Raw genomic sequence first — 19462 nt, forward strand, 5'->3', positions numbered from 1 at the left:
CCGCGCCCGGAAAATCTCACATTTTCGCAGTTCGGTGCCGGTTTACTTCCTGTCCTTGTTGGCGACCCGGGTAGGGCTGCTCCACCGTCCGTCGGACTTGGCCGTCCACGCCTTCGGGATCATCCGCAGGGACAGGTAGGCGTCCACGATCCTGATCGGGAAGAAGAACAGGCCGTAGAGGAGGTAGGACGGCCGACGGCGCACCACCGTCATGACGCAGGTGAGCATGTAGTCGGGGACGAGCAGGCCGATGGCGAGCACGGTCAGCGGGAGGAAGGCCGTGACCGCGGTGAACCCCTCCGTGAAGAACGGCAGGCCCGCCGCCACGTCCCCGCCGAACGTACCGATGAGCACGAACACCGCGATCGCCACGGTGACCAGGAAGAGGAACGAGACCAGCACGACCTCCAGGATGTACAGGGCCAGGGCCAGCCAGAAGAAGCTCGGCCACACCCCGTGCCGCCGGACCGTCTGCCAGAAGCCCAGCGTCCAGCGGCCCACCTGCTTGCGGTAGTCCCGGAAGGTGAACGGGTCCTGGCTGTAGGCCTTGGTGTCCGGCCGCATCGACACCCTGCCCAGGCGTTTGCGGTGCACCTCGAAGGTCATGTTGAAGTCCTCGATCACCAGCCCCGGAGGGTTGACGGTGATCTCCCGGAGCGCACGGCTGCGGTACACGCTCGCGAAGCCCGGGACGATGAAGGCGACGTTGGTCCGCTTCCAGGTCTGCCCGAAGCGCATGAGGTACTGGAGCATGAAGTACAGCCGGTCCCGGTAGGCGGAGATGATCCGCCCGATGACGTTGCGCTCCCGCGGTTTCCACTCCGAGACCACGAAGCCCGCGACGGCGGCCACACCCGGGTCGGCCAGCTGGCGTTTGGCGCCTTCCACGTACCCCGAGTCGAGCTCGGTGTCAGCATCCAGGATCACTACGCCGTCGTAGTTTTCGGTCAGCGAGAACTCCTCGATGACCGCTTCGATCGCTCCGGCCTTGCCCCGGTTGGTGAGGAGTTCGAGGACGTTCACCCCGGTCCTGGCCGCGATCTCGGCCGTCGCGTCCCCGGAGGAGTCCGAGACGACGTAGATGTCCCAGCGGTCGAACAGGCCCAGCGCGGAGGAGATCGCGGTGCCGATCACCGGCTCCTCGTTGTGCGCCGGGATGATGACGGCGAGGGTGGTGGTCTCGGGGTCCCGAACCGCCGCGGCGCCGTCGGAGGACGCCGTTTCGACGGTGTCCGCGCCGGCGGGGCCGGTTCCGGCCCCGCTCTCGGACAGCGCGGTGCCGCCGCCCGCGCCCGCCGCGCCGACGAGCACCCGCTCGCGCTCACGGCCGCCGGGGGCCACCCGCGGCCGACGTCCCCGGGAGCTGCGCCGGAGGGCGCCCCGGGCCCCGCCCTCGGCCAGCCTGAGCAGGCCCACCACGGTCCACAGCAGAAGGTTCAGCCCGAAGGCCATCCACAGGAACACGTAGCCGAGGGCGCCGATGCCGGCGGCTGCCGCCATCGAGGTCGCGAAGTCGAACCAGTAGACGAAGAGTGCGGCAGCCAGGACCAGGGCGATCAACCCGGTCAGTAAACCGCCGATGAAACGCGCAATACGCACAGGCCTGGGACCCTCCGAAAGTTATCGGTTTCGGACCGACATTAACCCGCAAAGTCGGTGTTAGGTTGACGCCCTACGCGACCGGTGGGTTCACCCGGGTTCGCGTCCTATGTAGGCCACGCAAATCGTATACACGGGCTTGCGTGAGGTGGTACCCATTAGAAGATATTTGAGGCGAGGCGTCGGTGATGGTGCCGCCCCGGTTTGCCCGAGGTCACCCAGGGCCCGGGAAATCCTCGCGAAACGCAACAGAACAAGACAAGGAGAACGCCCGGCGTGATCGGCGACCCGAGATCCCCCTCGCCAGATCCTGCCCGCGCAGCCCCGGAGCCCGTGAGTGGGAGAACTGCCTCGAACAGCCGCGACACCGACCGCGTCCTCGCCGCGGTGCACCAGCCGCACTACTGGCCCTGGCTGGGACTGATCGACAAGATCGACCGCTCCGACTGTTTCGTGATGCTCGACACGGTTCAGTTCGAGCGCCGAGGCTGGCAGAACCGAAACTACGTCGCCGGACCGGGTAAGCCCGTGCTGCTCACCGTGCCCGTCACACAGGCCAGCCGTGACGAGACCATTCTGGACAAGAAGATTGACAACACCCACAAATGGCGCACCAAGCACCACAGGGCGCTGGCTGAGCACTGTTACCGAAAAGCCCCGTACTGGGGCGATTACGCAGAAGAAATCGCTCGCCTGTACGAGACCGAGTGGGAGGACCTCGCGGAGCTGGCCATAGCGACCACCCGCCTGCTGACACGCGGTTTCGGAATCGACACACCGATTCTGCGCGCCAGCGAACTCGGGGACTTCCCCGGACAGAAGAGTGAGCTGCTCGCCCAGATCTGCGCCAAGGCCGGAGCGCACACCCTGCTCTCCGGTGCGGGCGCGAGGGGCTACCTGGACCCCGGGATCATGAACCGCTACGGGGTGGACATCGAGTGGCAGGACTTCGACCACCCGGTGTACCGGCAGCACACACGCGGACCCGCCGACGAATTCGTGCCCCGCCTGTCGGCGATCGACCTCCTGCTCAACGCCGGACCGGATGCGCTGAGTGTGCTCCGACAGGCAAGGTCCCGCGGCTGACCAGGGTCAGCGAGCGGGGCACCGCCGACCCGAACCCTCGGGCGCAGCGGTTCCGACGGCTCGGGTAACAACCGATCGCCCACTTCGGCAAAGGACGGGAAACTGGCATGACGACGGACTGGTCACAGGAGCGCCTCCTGGTCTACGCCCCTCACCCCGACGACGAGACCCTCGGCTGCGGCGGCCTGATGAGCAAGGCCAAACAGGCGGGCGCGGAGGTCTTCGTGCAGTTCCTGACGGTCGGCGACACCGCGGACCAGTCTCCGAGGGGCTTCTCCACCGCGGAGGAGCGCTACACCGAGATCAAGAAGGTCTCCGAACACTTCCGCTGGGACGACTGGCACATGGCCCTGCCGGGCGACACGCACCACCTGAGGCTGGATTCCTCCCCCCGGGTGGACCTGACACAGCTGATCGAGCGGGAGAGCCCGCTCTCGATCGCGCGCCTGCGACCGACCGTGGTGCTCCTGCCGCACCGCACCAGTTACAACCAGGACCACCAGGCCACCGCCGAGGCCGCCCACACGGCCCTGCGCCCCTCGAACACCCTCCTGCGCCACCACCCCCGGATGGTGCTGGCCTACGAGGAGGCCGCCGACCAGTGGCGGACCGAACCCGTGTGCTCCCCCAACCTCATCGTCGAACTCGCCGAACAGGACTTGGCGGCCAAGCTCCACGGCATGGAGCTGTACGGCTCCCAGAGCCACGAGCACCCGCACACCCGCTCCGAACTCACCCTGCGCAGCCTCGCCGTCCTCCGGGGCATGCAGGCCGGGGTGGCCCTCGGCGAGGGCTACCACGTCCTGCGCCACCTGGCCTGACCGACGACGCGCGAACTCCCCCACCTGTCACAACCCACCCCCGTGAAGAGCAGAACATCCGCCCAGTCCGTAGTGGAGGGGAAACCATGAAGGCTGTCATCACCGGTGGAGCCGGGTTCATCGGCTCACACCTGAGCGATCACCTCATCGCGCAGGGACACGAGGTCACCGTGCTCGACGACCTCTCGACCGGTTCACTGTCGAACCTGTCCCAGTTGAAGGACCGACCCGGGTTCCGTTTCGTCCAGGGGGACATCCTGGACCAGGAACTGGTCAGCGAGCTCGTCGCGGAGGCGGACACCGTGTTCCACCTCGCCGCCGCGGTGGGTGTCTACAACATCGTCGACAACCCGCTCCGTTCCCTGCGGATCAACCTGCACGGCACCGAGAACGTCGTGGAGGCCGCGGTCAGGCACCGGGTGCCGTACATGGTCGCCTCGACCAGCGAGGTCTACGGCAAGAACGACGCCGACGGCCTCAAGGAGAACGACGACCGGATCTACGGCTCGCCCATCAAGAGCCGCTGGTCCTACGCGGCCGCCAAGGGCCTGGACGAACTGGTCGCCTACATCCACGGCACGGAGTCCGGCGTGCCCTGCGTCATCACCCGTTTCTTCAACGTGGTGGGGCCCAGGCAGACGGGGCGGTACGGCATGGTCGTCCCCCGGTTCGTGGACCAGGCGCTGTCGGCGGAGCCCATCACCGTGTACGGAACGGGCGCCCAGCGCCGCTGCTTCGGATCGGTGTACGACGTGGTCCCCGCCCTGACGCGGTTGATGGACACCCCCGAGGCCTACAACCAGGCGGTCAACCTGGGCGGCCGGGAAGAGGTCTCGATCAAGGGGCTCGCCGACCGGGTCGTGGAGCTGACCGGGTCCTCCAGCGCGATCACCTACGTCGACTACGAACAGGCCTACGGAGAGGGGTACGAGGACATGCAGCGCCGCTACCCCGACACCTCCCTGGCCGCGCGCCTGATCGGTTACGAGCCGACGAGGGACCTGAACGACATCATCGGTTCCCTGGTGCGGCACCGCCGTTCGGCCCACTCGGTGCCGGAGCCGGTCTGACCACGAGCCGGACGAGGAAGGCAGCACCCGGGTTCCCGCCGCCCGGTCCGCCTGCCCCGCGGCCGTTCCACGGCCGCTGACCGCCAGACGAAAGAGGAGGCGCACGCGAGGCCCGGTCCCCGCCTCGCCGCCGGCCCGACGCCCCCCGACGCCGGCCCGAGGACAGGGCCCCGGCACCGGCCGTCTCCGGCACCCCGGGTATCGAACCCCGAGCCCCGCCCGTGGACAGGGCATACCCGTGGCTCCGGTTCACGGCACGACCACCGTCGTCACCACGACCACCGTCAGGGCGAGCACACCCGCGCTCAGCAGGCCCATCGCCCAAGGGCCGGCCACGTTCTGCGGTGGCTTCCCCGTCCGGGGGTCACGGAGTCCGTGGCCGGTGCTCCGCCACCTCCACCACAGGTGCAGGCCCAGGGACGCGCCCAGCATGAGTGTGAAGGCCATGACGCCCACACGGAGCGCCGGTGCCACCTCGGGCACCGCGGAGGAGCCGGGTTCGAGCGGTCCCCGCAGGTACAGCAGGCCCACCACGGCCAGCAGGATGAGCATGCGCTGCCAGGACAGCAGGGTGCGCTCGGGCTGGAGGCCGGGATCCCTCTCCACCCCCGCTTTCACAGCAGGTTCCCCAGCAGGACCAGAAGGCACACGAGTCCCACCGCGAACGTGGTGATCAGCGGGAGGGGGCTCATCGGCAGGGTCCCGCCGCGGCGCATGACGCGTTGCACGCGGTACCAGCGCAGCGGCGCGTACACGGTCACGACACCGGCCAGCCCGGCCAGGATCAGACCGACCAGGGTGCGGGGCGCCGCGTCCCAGTTCAGCGGCAGCAGGTGGAGTACGGCGACCGCCCCCGCGAGCAGAGCAAGCGCGGTGCGGATCCAGGCCAGGAAGGTACGTTCGTTGGCGAGGGTGAACCGGTAGTCGACGGGCCGGTCGCCCTCAGGCACCTCAGCACTCATCGGTCCCCCCGGTTTTCGGCGTTCGGCCCCCCGACAAGGGCTTCGGTCACGACAATGAACCCGTGACCCAGAACCGACACTAACCTCGATCGGTCTTTCCTCCCAAACAGGTATGCAACACGTGTTGGGTCGGAAACCTCCAAGCCAGGAGGGATGCTCGGACCGCCGTCGGGGCATGTGGAACAAACGAGTGGGCACCACCGCTGTAGGACCCAAGAGGATGGCAGTTGGCCACCGGTCGACACCAACAAGACGTACGAAGAGCAGGAGACCACGTGTCCACCGTCGAACTCACCAAAGACAACTTCGCCGAGACGCTGAAGGACAACAGCTTCGTCCTGATCGACTTCTGGGCGGACTGGTGCGGACCCTGCCGGCAGTTCGCCCCGGTGTTCGAGAGCTCCTCGGACCAGCACACCGACATCGTGCACGCCAAGGTGGACACCGAGGCGCAGCGCGAGCTCGCCTTCGAGTTCAAGATCCAGTCCATCCCGACGCTGATGATCGTGCGTGACCAGACGGTCATCTACAACGAGCCGGGTGCCCTTCCCGCCGAGGCCCTGGAGAGCCTGATCACCCAGGCCCGGGAGCTGGACATGGAAGAGGTCAAGCAGAAGGTCGCCGAGCAGGCCGGCGACACCCCGCAGTAACGCGGACCCCGACCGCCCCGACGTCCCACCGCCCGCCCCTGCGGGTGCTCGGACGTCGGGGCGGTCGCGTTCGGGGGCCCGGGACCCCGAACGCGCCCCGCTCCAGGCCGGGGACGGGCGCGGCTGCAGCAGGGCGGCCGAGGGACGACACCGGTTCGTCACCGGGGGCTTCGCACTCCACCGCCCACGTTCACCTTGGCCACGGGGTTCGTTCACCCCAGCTTCACGCAGGCATATTTTCATGGGTATCGACCGCGCTCCGCGGGTTTCACCCCCCACGTGCACACGAGCTCCGTCCGACCCGGAAGTGGCCCCATGTCTGTCAGCAACACCGCGACCCCGCGCGGAACCGAGTCCGGCCGCGGCATCGCCCCCGACACCGTCCGGTACAACCGCGAGGTTCCCGACCTGGGCAACCCCGTCTTCGACATCTCCGACCTGTCGATCCACTACGGGTCCAACAAGGCCGTCCGTGACGTGAACATGAAGGTGGGCCCGCGCCAGATCACCGCGATGATCGGCCCCTCCGGCTGCGGTAAGAGCACGGTCCTGCGCACGCTCAACCGGATGAACGACCTCATCCCGGGAGCGCGGGTCGAGGGCAGGGTGACCTACCACGGAGAGAACCTGTACGCCTCCGACGTGGACCCGATCGAGGTCCGCCGCCGGATCGGGATGGTCTTCCAGAAGCCCAACCCGTTCCCCAAGTCCATCTACGACAACGTCGCCTACGGCCCCCGGATCAACGGGGTGCGCGGCAACATGGACGACCTGGTCGAGGAGACGCTGACCAAGGCCGCCCTGTGGGACGAGGTCAAGGACAAGCTGAAGGAGAGCGCCTTCGCCCTCTCCGGCGGCCAGCAGCAGCGCCTGTGCATCGCGCGCACCATCGCGGTGAACCCCGAGGTCATCCTCATGGACGAGCCCTGTTCGGCGCTCGACCCGATCGCCACGCTCAAGATCGAGGACCTCATGTACGAGCTGGCGGCCGAGTACACGATCGTCATCGTCACCCACAACATGCAGCAGGCGGCCCGGGTCTCGGACCGCACGGCGTTCTTCACCGCCGGTGTGGACGACGCGGGGGACCGCTACGGCAGCCTCGTGGAGTTCGACGAAACGGCGAAGATCTTCAGCAAGCCCGCCGACCAGCGCACCGAGGACTACATCTCGGGGCGCTTCGGGTAACCGAGCGCCCGCGCCCAGTACCACCCCTCTCGACGAAGTGGACCCGCCCATGCCCGCGCTCACCTCCTCCGCACCGGTGCCGCCGCCTTCCGGCGTACCGGACGCCGAGGTTCGGGTGAAGCGGTCGGAGGGTCCGCTGAGGGTCCTACTGGTGGAACCCGAGTCCGAGCAGTCGCACCAGTTGGTGCTCTCGCTGAGCGGTCACGACGTGGACATCACGGTCTGCGTGGACGGGGCCGAGGCCCTGCTGCGGGTGGGGATGGCGCGTCCGGACGCACTGCTGACCAACTCGGCCCCGCCCGAGGTGGAGCTGGAGACCCTGGTGCGGGTGACCCGGCGGGCGACGGACATCCCCATCCTGATCGGGGTGGGCCCGGGCGACTCGCAGCGGGCGATGCGGGCGCTCGCCGCGGGCGCCACGGCGTGCGTGAACCGCCCCTACCGGATCCCCGAGCTGTCGGCCCTGCTGCGCGGCTCGCTGCCGGGGGTGGAGGGGCTGCCGGCCGCGGAGGCCGGCGTCTCCACCGCGCTGCGCTCGGGCGACCTGGAACTGGACGCCCTCGGCCACCGGCTGTTCGTGGACGGGCATCCGGTCAACCTGGCGCTGCGGGAGTTCGGGATCATGGACTTCCTGCTCAGACACAGCGGCAGAGTGGTGAGCCGGGAGGAGCTGTGGACGGAGGTCTGGCGCAAGCCGCTCCCGCCGGTGAACAACACGATCGCCGTGCACATCCGCCGCCTGCGGCACAAACTCGGTGACTCCGAGTCCCAGCCCCGGTTCATCCACACGGTCCGCGGCATCGGGTACCGGCTGGACACGGCGAACGGCGGGTAACCGCACGAAGGAAGTCGGGACCTTTTCCAGGGCCCTCCGGAAACCACGGAGAGGCCCGATATTCATGTCCGGGTCATTTTCACCAGACCAACGGACAGATGAATCAGTGGAAAGTGGAAGTTGTCATACAAACGACCACGAACCCACGGCGACACACCCGAGAACCTCGTCATAACTACAGGTCAGAGCGGGACACTCAGGGTCACCCACAGCCATCGGCACCACTACACACAGGTGCCGTTATCAAATAGTAACCCTCATTCACCCGCCATTCACCCTCCTTCTACCGGATGTCCTTCATTTCGATGACACGACGCCTTTCTGCACGCTTACTGTCGTTTCACGTCAGCCCCGACAGCGGTGATTCAACGAGGAGAACTACGACATGCGCAACGGGCGTTACAAGCTCGCCGTTCTGGCGACCATCCCCCTGCTCGCGGCGGCGTGCAGCAACGGTGGCGGGGACAACGGCGACAGTGCCGACGGCAACGGCGGCGGTGACCTCAGCGCGTCACTGACCGGCGCGGGTGCCAGCTTCCCCGACCCCCTGTTCCAGGACTGGATCTACACCTACAACAGCGACGTCCAGCCGGGCGTCGACATCAACTACCAGAGCGTCGGCTCCGGCGCCGGTGTGGAGCAGTTCCTGGAGGAGACCGTCGACTTCGGCTCCTCCGAGGCCTACCTCACCGAGGAGGACCTGGCCGTCGCGGCCGAGAACCGCGGCTGCGAGGCCGTCCAGTTCCCGGTCGTCTTCGGCTCCGTGGTCATCGCCTTCAGCAACCCCGACCTCGACGGTCTGGTGCTGGACGCGCAGACCATCGCGGACATCTACTCCACCGAGATCACCACCTTCGACGACCCGGCGATCGCCGAGCTCAACCCGGACATGGACCTGCCGAGCGACGAGATCGTCCCGGTCCACCGCTCCGACAGCTCCGGCACCACCGCGGTCTTCTCCCACTACCTCAGCACCGAGGTCGAGTCGTGGGCGGACGAGTACGGCGAGGGCAAGGAGCTCGACTGGGCCTCCGGTCTGGTCGGCGGCCAGCAGAACGACGGTGTCGCGCAGGGCATCTCCCAGAACCCCGGCGGCATCGGCTACATCAACCAGTCCTTCGCCCAGGAGGCCGACCTGGCCGTCGCCTCGGTCGTGAACGCCGACGGCACCCCGATCGAGCCGACCCTGGAGTCCACCATCGCCGCCTCCGAGGAGGCCGACGTTCCGGAGAACTTCCAGTTCTCCATCGACAACATCGGTGGCGAGGGCTACCCGATCGCCGGTACCAACTGGATCTTCACCTACACCTGCGGCTACGAGCAGGCCTCCGCCGACGCCATCATCGACTTCTGGACCTGGGCCCTGACCGACGAGGGCGCGCAGGACCTCGCCGGTGAGCTGGGCTACGCGCCCCTCGGCCCGAACCTGACCGACCGCGTCATCGCCGAGCTGGAGAAGACCAACTCCGAGAACGGCTCCGACGAAGGTGCCGCCGACGGCGACACCGAGGGCGACTCCGACCAGGAGTAACCCCACCGGGCCGGGGGCGCGAACGCGCCCCCGGCCCGCCTCCCCGTCCCCGCAGGGGCGTACCGCTCTCCCACTCCCACGAAAGCCATCAAGAGGAGAAGCAACATGTCCACTGAGGCCCCCGAGGCCCCGGCCCCGGAGGAACCCCGGCGGGGCGCGCTGAGGTCCGGCAAGGGGAGGATGGCCGACCCGATCTTCAAGTGGGCCGTCACGGTCTGCGGCGCCATCGTGCTGGTCATCCTGGCCCTGATGGTCATCCGCACCACGTCCGAGGCCTGGCCCGTCTTCGTCAAGGAGGGCTTCTTCGGCTTCCTGTTCGGCGAGGACTGGAGCGCCGGCAGCTCCCGCAGCGAGATCAGCGGCACCTACGGCGCCTGGCCGTTCATCTACGGCACCCTGGTGACCTCGGCCATCGCCATCCTGATCGCACTTCCGCTGGCGATCATGGTCGCCTTCTACATCACCCACCTGGCGCCGAACCGCCTGGCCAAGCCGCTCTCCTACATGGTGGAGCTGCTCGCCGCGGTGCCCAGCGTCATCTTCGGCCTCTGGGGCCTGCACTGGTTCCTCCCGAACGTGCTCCGTCCCTTCTTCGAGGTCCTGGAGAGCGTCCTCGGCTGGTTCTTCCTCTTCGAGGGCCCGATCCGCGGTGTCGGCTACCTGGCCGCCGGGATCGTGCTGGCCATCATGATCCTGCCGATCATGACCGCCATCATCCGCGAGGTCATCGTGGTGCACCCGATCGACCAGAGGATGGCCGCCTACGCCCTCGGTTCGACCCGCTGGGAGGTCCTGCGCAAGGTGGTCCTCCCGGCCAGCTTCTCCGGGATCGTCGCGGCGGCGATGCTGGGCCTGGGGCGCGCCCTGGGCGAGACCATCGCGGTCCTGATGCTGATCGGCGGCTCCCAGTCATGGGGGGCAAGCCTGTTCGGCACCGGCAGCAGCATGGCCTCGCACATCGCCGCGACCTTCGGTGAGGCCGCTCCGGAGGCCAGGACCGCCCTGATGGCGATCGGTGTCGCCCTGTTCCTGGTCACGATGATCGTCAACATCCTCGCCCGCGTCATCGTCTGGCGACTGGGGCGCATGACGGGAGACGCCGCCGTATGAGCACCATGACCTCCACCCCGCCGAGTCGGCACGTTCCGCTGAGCGAACGCCCCAAGGGCTCCTCCTACCGGCGCTTCAAGGACCGCTCCGCGACCGTGGTCCTGACCGCGGCGATGGTCATCGCCATGATCCCCCTGGTCCTCATCGTCTTCGAGGTGACCAGGCGCGGCATCGGCGTGATCAACCTGGACTTCATCACCCAGACCGAGCCCCCGCCCCGGCGCGAGGGCGGCGGCTACGCGGCCGGCTTCTTCGGAACGCTGTACATCATGGCGCTGGCCGTGCTGATGTCGATCCCGTTCGGTATCGCCACGGCGGTCTACATCGTCGAGTACGGCCCGAACCGGATGACCTCCGCGATCCGCTTCTTCACCGACGTGATGACCGGTATCCCGTCGATCTTCGTGGGTCTGTTCGTCTACGGCCTCGTGGTGATCGGCTGGGGCAGCCTGGGCTTCGGCACCTTCGCCGGTGCGGTGGCCATCGCCGTGATGATGCTGCCGATCGTCACCCGGTCCGCCGAGGAGATGCTCCGGCTGGTCCCGAACGAGATCCGCAACGCCAGTTACGGTCTGGGCGCCCGCAGGTGGCAGACGATCGTGCACACGGTCCTGCCCGCCGCGGCCCCCGGCCTGACCACCGGTTCGATGCTGGCGATCGCCCGCGGCATCGGTGAGACCGCGCCGCTGCTGCTGACCGCCTTCGGATCCGGCCTGGTCGTGACGTCCTTCCAGGGCGAACCGCAGGGCGCGGTCCCCATCCAGCTGTACCGGGGCGCCGCCCAGCCCTTCGAGGCCGGTATCGACCGCGCCTGGGGCGCCGCGCTGAGCCTGTTCGTGCTGGTGCTGGCGTTCACCGTCGTCGCCCGCTGGATCGGTTCGAAGGCCTCCACCGGCTCCCGCTGAGCCCCGTCGACCAACTGTCGCCACCGAGGGGCCGTGCCCGCCCGCTGTCCGCAGCGGGGAGCACGGCCCCTTCCGTGTTCCCTCCCCGGCCGGGGCCCGGAGCGGGGCCGCCCGGCAACCGTGCCGTCCACTGGTCCGGGCGGGCGGCCACCGGTAGCCTGGCCGGGCCCCTTCCCCAGCAGATCCGGAGAGCCCCGATGCCCGAGACCACCGAGTACGCCGCCACCTTCACCCTCGTCGACACCGACGGCGACGGCCTCATCTCCGCGCAGGAGCTGACCTCGCTGATGCGCAACCTGGGTGAGGAGACCACCGAGGAGCAGGCCGCCGAGGCGGTGCGGGCGATGGACTCCGACGGCGACCAGCGGATCTCCCTGGAGGAGTTCGCCGCCTACATGTCCCGCGACCGGGGCTGAGGCCAGGAGGACGCCGGAGCGGGTGGGGTCAGAGGGGGTTCGAGGCGAGGTAGACGGTGTCCGGAACGCCCCGAGCGACCACCACCTCCGCGACCTCCACCGAGCCGAAGCGGGTCCGCAGCAGCTCCTCGAAGCTGTCCACGGCGTTGGCGCTCCAGAAGGAGAGCACACCGCCGGGGGCCAGCAACCGGATGAGCTGTTCCAGGCCCGCCGCCTCGTACAGGCGGTTGTTGTTCTCCACCACGGTCCAGTCGGGGCCGTTGTCGGTGTCCAGGCAGATGACGTCGTAACGGCTGGGCTTGGTGGCGGCGGAGGCCTCGGCCAGCCAGGCGACGATGTCGGCGTTGTGGATCCGGCAGCGGGGGTCGCGGTGGACGAACTCGGCGGCCTCGCCGAGTTCGTCGTCGTGCCAGGCGATCACCTGCGGTTCGAGTTCCACCACGTCCACGCGGGACACGCGGGGGTTGTCGAGCGCCTCGCGGGCCGAGAAGCCCACGCCGAGGCCGCCGATCAGCACTCGGGCGTGCGAGCGGCCCGCGGGGAGTCCGGCCAGGCTCGCACGCACCATCTCCCGCTCGGAGGTTCCATCGCGGGTGTCCATCAGGAAGATCCCGTTGGAGTAGATCTCGTAGTGTGCGCCCACCCTGCGCAGCACCAGGTCACCGCCGGTCTCACCGGTCACCCGGGCCAGGGTGACCGTCTCGCCCTCGGGGGCGAGGTCTCGCGTTCGCTGGTTCATGTTCCACATTGTGCCCGCCGGGGCGCTCCGCCCGCTGGGTTCGGGACCTTCCACCGCTTCGGGAGGGCCGATGCGGACCCTCTTACTTACCAGCGAGTAGCTTTGGTGGCGGCGCGTCACGAGAGGAGTGTGCATGACCATGGGTAAACGTCTGGAGAGGCTGCGCGGAGCGGCCCCGCTCGCGCTGGGGGGACTGTTCCTCGGGTCTGGGGTACTGCACTTCGCCGCGCCCAGGACGTTCGAGTCGATCATGCCCCGGCGCCTGCCCGCCCACCGGGCGTTCGTGTACGGCAGCGGCGCCGTCGAACTGGCCTGCGGGGTCGGGCTGCTGACCCGGCGCAGGTGGGCCGGTCCGGCCAGCGCCGCGCTGCTCCTGGCCGTGTGGCCCGCCAACGTCCAGATGGCGCTCGACTCCGGTTCGGGACGTCTGCCCTCGGTGGCCGACAACAAGGTCGTGGCCTGGGGGCGGGTGCCGCTGCAGATTCCCCTGATCTGGGCGGCGCTCCAGTCGCGGCCCAAGTCCGGGTCCTCCGCCTGATCCTTCGGGAGGCGGGACGGGCGTCAGTCGAACGAGGAGCTGAGCGCGCCCGCCTTCCGACACGAGCACGCCCCCGGCCCCGGCCGGGGGCGTTCGCCGTTTTTCGGAGTCCGCGCCGCGCACCTGTGGAGCAGGGCGGAGGGCGGCCGTGGTCGATAGGGTCGCCAGGGCTCCCCCCGTGACACCCGCGGAAACGGATACAGCGAGGCGAAGTGAGTCGGAGAAGAAGTGCGGACCTGGTGCGGAAGTGGTCCGAGGAGGTGCTGCGTCAGGCCGGGAACCCTCATGTGGCGGAACTGACCGCCACGGCCACGGAGAACGTCAATTCTTTTGTCTTCGACATGGGCCCCAGACCCGGGTCCGCCCTGGAACTGGAATTCGACAGCACCTATCCGGGCTGCGGTGAACCGGGGGTGCTGGTCGGGTTGTCCCTCGATCCCGGAGGTGTCGGCTTCATGGTGAGACTCCCGGACTCCCTGCCGGACACCGAAGCGGTGCTCATGCTCGCGGACCAGCTCCAGGAGGAGGTTCTGGAGAGCACCCGTGGAGAACCCGCGCCGCCCTGCCCCGGACATGTGCACCCAGCCAAACCCGACATGGCGGGCGGTGTTCCTTCGTGGGTGTGTCCGAGGGACGGAAAGCTCCTCCGGTCGATTCTCCCGCCCGGATTCACCGGGTGAGTCGAGATCTCCGCCAGTGGCGGGAGGGTTCTGTTTCCACAGCCTGTGGATAAGTACGGGAGATCTGGAAAAGGGAAGGCAGGGGCCGGAGAAGCAGGGGATTTCGGAGAGTCACCCGTGACCCGAGTTATGCACAGCCTGTGGACGGACAAGGCGGAACCCAGATCTGAAACTGAGCACCGGCGTATCGTGCCCTGCACCCGCATATCCCCGTGATCTTGCTACCAGGGGCAACTTCGGCGCCGAAATCGCCCCTGGTAGCAAGATCACGGGGAAAAGAAACAGGGCTTCGGGCTCATCGACCTCACCGACCGGCACCAGCTCTGGTTCTGCATCCGCCGGGCCGACCGGAAGCGCGGCCCGTGCGGGCCAAGGGCTCCAGGGTCCTCACGGGAGGGGACCGGGTCAGGCCGGGGCGGGCTCCCCCACGGCCCGGGCCCGGCCGGTGAACCAGTGGACCAGGGCCACCGGGGCAGCGCACACCCAGCCCAGGCAGAGGGCCCACAGCAGCCCGGAGAGCGCTCCGGCGAAGGCGTAGGCCAGGAACGGCAGCGCCCCCGCGCCCGCGGCCAGGGCGGTGACGGCCGCGCGCAGGGCGTTGGCGAGGGCCAGGCCGAGCAGCACACCGGCCCAGGCGGAGAGCAACACCCGCCACGGGTTCGCCCCGGGGCGCAGCTCCAGCGCCCGGTACGTCCACCAGGCGGCGACGGCGGCAAGGATCAGCACCGCGGCGAGTTCGGTCGCCAGACTCCAACCGGGCCGGCCGACGACGGCGGCCAAGCTCAGCCTCGGGAAGGCGAAGGGCACGCCCAGCGAGGTGGGCAGCATCAGCCAGGCCGCACGGGCGCCCAGCCATGCGAGGAAGGCGGTGCTGCCGAAGAACAGGCAGGGGACCAGGGACGCGACCGCGGCGACGAAGGGGATCCGAAGATTTCGGGGGTTTCGGAGGCTGTTGCGGAGAATGTTCACCCTTTGCATGATAGTGATTTAGGTCTCATCATCACATCCCCCCTGCTCCCCACCCCCCAGGAGCGAGATGCAGCGCATCAGCAAGCGCAGGACCGTCCCGATCGCCCTGGCCGTCATCCTCCTCCTCGGAACCTGTGCCGCCGCACTCACCCGCCAGGACCCGGGGCCCACCCGGTACGTCACCGACGAACGGGGGCGGGCGCTCTTCCTGCACGGTTTCAACACCTCCGGTTCGGCCAAGGACGACCCCGACCGGCTGCCGTGGATCACCGAGGACGACGTCCAGGCCGAGTACGACGCCACGGGCACCAACTTCGTCCGCCTCCTCGTCCAGTGGCAGGCCCTGGAACCCGAGCAGGGCGTCTACGACGAGGACTACCTGAACGCCGTCGACGAACGCGTCGAGTGGTACGCCGACCGGGGCTACCACGTGCTGCTCGACATGCACCAGGACCTCTACGGCCGCCACACCAGCCCCGAGGAGCACTCCGGCAACGGAGCCCCCGCGTGGGCCACGCACAACGACGGGCTACCGGTGGAGAGCCAGGAGATGTGGGAGCTCGTCTACCTGGAGCCCGGGGTGATCCGGTCCTTCGACCACTTCTGGGGCACCACCGGCGAACACCCGGAACTGATGGACGCCTACGCCGACGCCTGGGGCCACGTGGCCGCACGGTTCTCCGGGAACACGGCGGTGATCGGCTACGACCTGATGAACGAACCCTTCGGCGGCAGTCTCCAGGGCGCCGACTTCGAGACCGGGCCGCTCGCCGAGCTCTACCGCCGCTCCATGTCACGGATCCGCTCGGTCGACCAGGACACGTGGATCTTCGTGGAGGGCCAGGCCGTGGGCGTGAACTGGGGGCTGCCCTCCTTCCTGCCCCGCCTCGACGACCCGCGCGAGGGCGATCCGCGCATCGTCTACGCCCCGCACCTGTACGCGCTGCCCATGGACCTGGGGCAGTCCTACGAGGGCGATTCCAGGGGCCGGATCGACAGGAGTGTGGACACGTGGTCGCGCAGCGTCCAACTGGTGGGGGAACGCCTGGAAGCCCCGATCGTGCTGGGCGAGTTCGGCCTGGACATGTCCGGGGCGGGCGCTCCGGAGTTCGTCGGGCGAGTGCTCGCGGAGACCGAGACGATGGCGTCCGGGCGTACCTACTGGTCCAACGACCTCGACGGCTGGGGCCCGTGGGAGGGGCGGGACGAGGATGACCGGCTCGTCCCCGGACCGCTCGCCGACGTGATGAACCGGCCCTATCCCCGCGCGATCGCCGGTGAACCCCTGGACTGGGGCTACGACACGGGCTCCGGCGAACTGTCGGTCCGGTACACCGAACGCGCGGAGGTGTCCGGATCCACCGAGCTGTACCTGCCGGAGGACACCTTCGGCACCGGGCCCGGCGACGGGTTCGAGCTGACCGTGGACACCCCGGCCGGGGACAGCGGGTGGACGTCGCGTTGGGACGCGGACATGCGGGTGCTGCACGTGGCCGTCCCGGGCTCCACCGAGGGCGAGGAGACCGCCCTGACCGTCGTGCCGGGGTGAGGGACCCGCGCCCCGGGCACCCCCCCCGGGCCCGGGGACGACGCCCCTCCTCAGACCCGTGCCGCGGCGACCTCCACCCGCTCCCGGGTGCCCCAGTTCGCGATCCGGCGGCAGGTGAGCACCGCGAAGAGGTACAGCGGGCGCAGCACGACCATGCGCCACACCGTGGCCGCCGGCGCGCACAGGAAGAGCAGCCACCGGTAGCCGACCGACTCGCCCTCCCGGCGCACCGCGAAGATCCGGAGCGCCATCACGTAGCTGATGGCCGTGCCGACCACCAGTGCGGCCAGGGCGATGTCCCCCCACTGCTCGCGCAGGCCGGGGTCGGCCAGGATCGCCACGGGCACCGCGACGCCCAACAGCATGTGCAGGTACTCGGTGACCGTCACCCAGAACACCACCCCGCCCAAGGGCATGTATCTCAACCACCACAGGTGGCGGACGGTCGTCCCCCGCATCCACCGCAACTGTTGGCCGAAGTAGTGCCCGAACCTCTCCGGCACCAGGGTGAACACCAGCGCCGAGGGCTGGTGCACGGTGTCCCCGCGCAGCAGCGCGTAGAAGGTGAGCATGGAGTCGTCGTTCATCTGCATGGGACGGCCCCAGAAGTGCTCGTTCTCGTAGGCCCCCGCGTTCTGTCGTACGACGTCGGCGCGGTAGAGGGCGAGCGTCCCCGAGTTGATGGTGACCCTGCGCATGACCGACTGGGCGCTGCGCAGGCCCCTGGTGAAGGGCAGGTACAGCAGGCACGTCATCCGGGTGAGCAGGTTGGCCCGATCGTTGAGAACCAGGACGTGCCCGGCCACGGACTGCACCGCGGGATCGGCGAAGGGCGCCATCCCCTCGCGGAGGGCGTGGCGGTCCATGACCGAGTCGCTGTCGAGGGTGACGAACACGTCGGCGTCGTCCTCGGTGAGCACGTGCATCTGCGCGAAGCGCTTGCCCCGGTTCGGCACCCGGTCCCAGGTGGCCTCCACCCCGGCCGCCTCGGCCCGGGCCAGGAAGGCGTCACGGATCTGCGCGTAGTCCACGGGTTCGCCGGTCTCCGCGTCCCTGGAGCCGTCGTCGACCACCCGCACCCGCTGGACCGGCCGGGACTGGGCCAGGACCGAGCACAGGCACGCCCAGAGGATCTCCGGGTCCTCGTTGTAGACGGGAATCTGCACCGTCACGGTCAGCTCGTCCAGAGCACGGTGCTGCTCCTGTGACGCCCGGACGGGGCGCTCGAACCAGGCGAGCGGCACCCACCAGAGCAGCAGGAAGCAGGTCAGCCAGACCAGGGCCAGGCTCGACCCGCCGGACCCGGCGTGGGAGACCGCCCCGAAGACGTGCAGCAGTCCCCAGAGCGCGAAGCCGGCCAGGGCCAGCGATCCGCACAGGACGGCGACCCCGGGTGGCGCGCAGCGGGCTGCGGGCAGCTCGGGGTCGGTCGGCAGGCCCTCGGGGGTGGGACGGCGGACCGTGGCGGGACGGTCCTTCTCCGAAGCCGTCATTCCACGGGTCCGACGCCGCGGCGGAAGGTCATCCGGATGAGCAGTGCGCCGGCCACCACCAGTACCAGGCCGGTGGCGACGAGCCAGAAGTAACCGGTGGCGAATCCGGTGGCCGCCAGGGTGGCGCCGGGTCCGGCCGCTGATCCGTAGGGCATGGGCTCTCTCCTCGGTCGGGTGCGGTTCGCTCACACTCTCCCTCCGAAAGGGGAGAAAAAGCCGCGAACAACATCCTGACCAGGGCAAAGTAGCCGTCAATTCTTCCCAATAACGGCCCTGAACGCCTTCCCGCGGGCGGGTCCGCGCCCCTGCGACCGGTCGGGGCCGTTCCGGGGCCCGCACCGGCGGGAAAACCCCGGGCCGGACCGTGCTCCCGCCGACGCGTATGCGCCGCACGACGCGCACGGACGGGGCGGTCCGGACCGGGGGAGGATTCCTACAGGCGGCAGGCGTAGATGTCGGTGACCAGAATGGCGCGGGCGCCGAGCTGCCACAGGTCGTCCATGATGCGCTGGGCGTCCTTGCGCGGCACCATCGACCGGACCGCCACCCAGCCCTCGCGGTGCAACGGGGAGACCGTCGGCCCCTCCATACCCGGGGTGAGGGCGACCGCCGGCTCCAGCTTCTCGGCGTGCACGTCGTAGTCCATCATCACGTAGTCGCGGGCCACGAGGACGCCGCGCAGACGGCGGAGCAGCTGTTCGATCTGCTGGTCCTCGGGGGCGTCCGTGGGCCGGATGACCACCGCCTCGGAGACCAGGATGGGGTCGCCGAAGGTCTCCATCCCCGCGTTGCGCAGAGTGGTCCCGGTGGAGACGACGTCGGCCACCGCGTCGGCCACACCGAGCTGCACCGAGCTCTCGACCGCGCCGTCCAGGTGGATGACGCGCGCGTCGACGCCCTGCTGGTCCAGGTAGGCGGTGAGCAGACCGTCGAAGGAGGTGGCGATGCGCTTGCCCTCCAGGTCGGAGACCTTCATCCGGCCGCCGCCGGGGGCCGCGAAACGGAAGGTGGATCCGCCGAAGCCGAGCGGGAGGACCTCGTCCACCGGAGCGCCGGAGTCCAGCAGCATGTCACGGCCGGTGATCCCGGCCTGGAGGATGCCCTCGCCCACGTAGACGGCGATGTCCTTCGGGCGCAGGAAGAAGAACTCGGTGTTGTTGTCGGGATCGACCAGGACGAGGTCGCGGCTGCTCTTGCGCTGCCGGTAACCGGCCTCGCCCAGCATCTGGACGGCGGGTTCGGAGAGCTGGCCCTTGTTGGGCACGGCGATTCTGAGCATGTCGGGCATGGTGGTTTCCTTGGTTGGTTCTGCGGCTTCGGG

General features: G+C 69.0%; 21 protein-coding genes. 13 read left to right on the forward strand and 8 right to left on the reverse strand.

Translation table 11 applies throughout. The features are described 5' to 3' along the window. Window positions 1-42: 42 nt before the first annotated feature. A complete protein-coding gene (locus tag ACUKCB_RS20190; RefSeq protein WP_473037160.1) occupies window positions 43-1599 on the reverse strand; it encodes a glycosyltransferase family 2 protein in 1557 nt (518 codons plus the stop codon). Between the two features lie 333 nt (window positions 1600-1932). Between ACUKCB_RS20190 and ACUKCB_RS20195 the strand changes: the two genes are divergently transcribed. The 3 genes from ACUKCB_RS20195 (at window position 1933) to ACUKCB_RS20205 (ending at window position 4576) form a co-directional block, all read left to right on the forward strand. Next, window positions 1933-2685 (forward strand): WbqC family protein, encoded by a 753-nt coding sequence (locus tag ACUKCB_RS20195; RefSeq protein WP_473037161.1) that lies wholly within the window; start codon window positions 1933-1935, stop codon window positions 2683-2685. Between the two features lie 107 nt (window positions 2686-2792). Continuing rightward, a complete protein-coding gene (locus ACUKCB_RS20200; RefSeq protein WP_473037162.1) occupies window positions 2793-3506 on the forward strand; it encodes a PIG-L deacetylase family protein in 714 nt (237 codons plus the stop codon). Between the two features lie 86 nt (window positions 3507-3592). Then, on the forward strand, window positions 3593-4576 hold the full coding sequence (locus ACUKCB_RS20205) for an NAD-dependent epimerase/dehydratase family protein (RefSeq protein ID WP_473037163.1): 984 nt from the start codon (window positions 3593-3595) through the stop codon (window positions 4574-4576). 249 nt (window positions 4577-4825) lie between these two features. Here the strand turns inward: ACUKCB_RS20205 and ACUKCB_RS20210 are convergent, their stop codons facing one another. Together ACUKCB_RS20210 and ACUKCB_RS20215 are read right to left on the reverse strand one after the other, a co-directional pair. Next, window positions 4826-5194 (reverse strand): DUF202 domain-containing protein, encoded by a 369-nt coding sequence (locus tag ACUKCB_RS20210; protein WP_473037164.1) that lies wholly within the window; start codon window positions 5192-5194, stop codon window positions 4826-4828. Continuing rightward, window positions 5191-5538: a YidH family protein gene (locus ACUKCB_RS20215; protein WP_473037165.1), complete on the reverse strand. Its 348-nt coding sequence runs from the start codon at window positions 5536-5538 to the stop codon at window positions 5191-5193. The genes ACUKCB_RS20210 and ACUKCB_RS20215 overlap by 4 nt, the downstream gene beginning before the upstream one ends. A gap of 275 nt (window positions 5539-5813) precedes the next feature. On the opposite strand from ACUKCB_RS20215, the gene trxA reads away from it, so the two are divergent. The 7 genes from trxA (at window position 5814) to ACUKCB_RS20250 (ending at window position 12173) form a co-directional block, all read left to right on the forward strand. Next, entirely contained in the window at window positions 5814-6188 is a 375-nt protein-coding gene (gene trxA, locus ACUKCB_RS20220; RefSeq protein WP_191276307.1) for a thioredoxin, read from the forward strand. Window positions 6189-6503: 315 nt separating this feature from the next. Then, window positions 6504-7376, forward strand: coding sequence for a phosphate ABC transporter ATP-binding protein PstB (gene pstB, locus ACUKCB_RS20225; protein WP_473037166.1), 873 nt, complete (start codon window positions 6504-6506; stop codon window positions 7374-7376). Window positions 7377-7425: 49 nt separating this feature from the next. Next, entirely contained in the window at window positions 7426-8211 is a 786-nt protein-coding gene (locus ACUKCB_RS20230; RefSeq protein WP_473037167.1) for a response regulator transcription factor, read from the forward strand. Window positions 8212-8596: 385 nt separating this feature from the next. After that, the gene (pstS, locus tag ACUKCB_RS20235) at window positions 8597-9742 is read left to right on the forward strand and encodes a phosphate ABC transporter substrate-binding protein PstS (RefSeq protein WP_473037168.1); all 1146 of its coding nucleotides are present in this window, start codon (window positions 8597-8599) and stop codon (window positions 9740-9742) included. A gap of 105 nt (window positions 9743-9847) precedes the next feature. After that, a complete protein-coding gene (pstC, locus tag ACUKCB_RS20240; protein ID WP_473037169.1) occupies window positions 9848-10852 on the forward strand; it encodes a phosphate ABC transporter permease subunit PstC in 1005 nt (334 codons plus the stop codon). Then, entirely contained in the window at window positions 10849-11757 is a 909-nt protein-coding gene (gene pstA, locus ACUKCB_RS20245) for a phosphate ABC transporter permease PstA (protein ID WP_473037170.1), read from the forward strand. The genes pstC and pstA overlap by 4 nt, the downstream gene beginning before the upstream one ends. Before the next feature lie 197 nt (window positions 11758-11954). Then, complete coding sequence (locus ACUKCB_RS20250) at window positions 11955-12173, forward strand: EF-hand domain-containing protein (protein ID WP_452540298.1); 219 nt, start codon at window positions 11955-11957, stop codon at window positions 12171-12173. Between the two features lie 28 nt (window positions 12174-12201). Here the strand turns inward: ACUKCB_RS20250 and ACUKCB_RS20255 are convergent, their stop codons facing one another. Continuing rightward, window positions 12202-12912, reverse strand: coding sequence for a spermine/spermidine synthase domain-containing protein (locus ACUKCB_RS20255; protein ID WP_473037171.1), 711 nt, complete (start codon window positions 12910-12912; stop codon window positions 12202-12204). 133 nt (window positions 12913-13045) lie between these two features. Between ACUKCB_RS20255 and ACUKCB_RS20260 the strand changes: the two genes are divergently transcribed. Both ACUKCB_RS20260 and ACUKCB_RS20265 read left to right on the forward strand, forming a co-directional pair. Next, window positions 13046-13450, forward strand: a complete 405-nt coding sequence (locus tag ACUKCB_RS20260; protein WP_473037172.1) for a DoxX family protein — start codon at window positions 13046-13048, stop codon at window positions 13448-13450. Window positions 13451-13689: 239 nt separating this feature from the next. After that, entirely contained in the window at window positions 13690-14130 is a 441-nt protein-coding gene (locus ACUKCB_RS20265) for a hypothetical protein (protein WP_473037173.1), read from the forward strand. 405 nt (window positions 14131-14535) lie between these two features. Here ACUKCB_RS20265 and ACUKCB_RS20270 read toward each other — a convergent pair whose 3' ends face one another. Further along, entirely contained in the window at window positions 14536-15108 is a 573-nt protein-coding gene (locus ACUKCB_RS20270; protein WP_473037174.1) for a hypothetical protein, read from the reverse strand. A gap of 58 nt (window positions 15109-15166) precedes the next feature. Between ACUKCB_RS20270 and ACUKCB_RS20275 the strand changes: the two genes are divergently transcribed. Further along, entirely contained in the window at window positions 15167-16648 is a 1482-nt protein-coding gene (locus ACUKCB_RS20275) for a cellulase family glycosylhydrolase (protein WP_473037175.1), read from the forward strand. Window positions 16649-16698: 50 nt separating this feature from the next. Here the strand turns inward: ACUKCB_RS20275 and ACUKCB_RS20280 are convergent, their stop codons facing one another. From ACUKCB_RS20280 to hisG, 3 genes are all read right to left on the reverse strand, one after another. Continuing rightward, window positions 16699-18141, reverse strand: a complete 1443-nt coding sequence (locus tag ACUKCB_RS20280; protein ID WP_473037176.1) for a glycosyltransferase — start codon at window positions 18139-18141, stop codon at window positions 16699-16701. Beyond that, entirely contained in the window at window positions 18138-18296 is a 159-nt protein-coding gene (locus ACUKCB_RS20285; RefSeq protein WP_473037177.1) for an LPXTG cell wall anchor domain-containing protein, read from the reverse strand. The genes ACUKCB_RS20280 and ACUKCB_RS20285 overlap by 4 nt, the downstream gene beginning before the upstream one ends. Window positions 18297-18574: 278 nt before the next feature. Continuing rightward, a complete protein-coding gene (gene hisG / locus ACUKCB_RS20290) occupies window positions 18575-19429 on the reverse strand; it encodes an ATP phosphoribosyltransferase (protein ID WP_191273941.1) in 855 nt (284 codons plus the stop codon). Window positions 19430-19462: the final 33 nt, after the last annotated feature.

The sequence above is a fragment of the Nocardiopsis moroccensis genome, assembly GCF_055763695.1.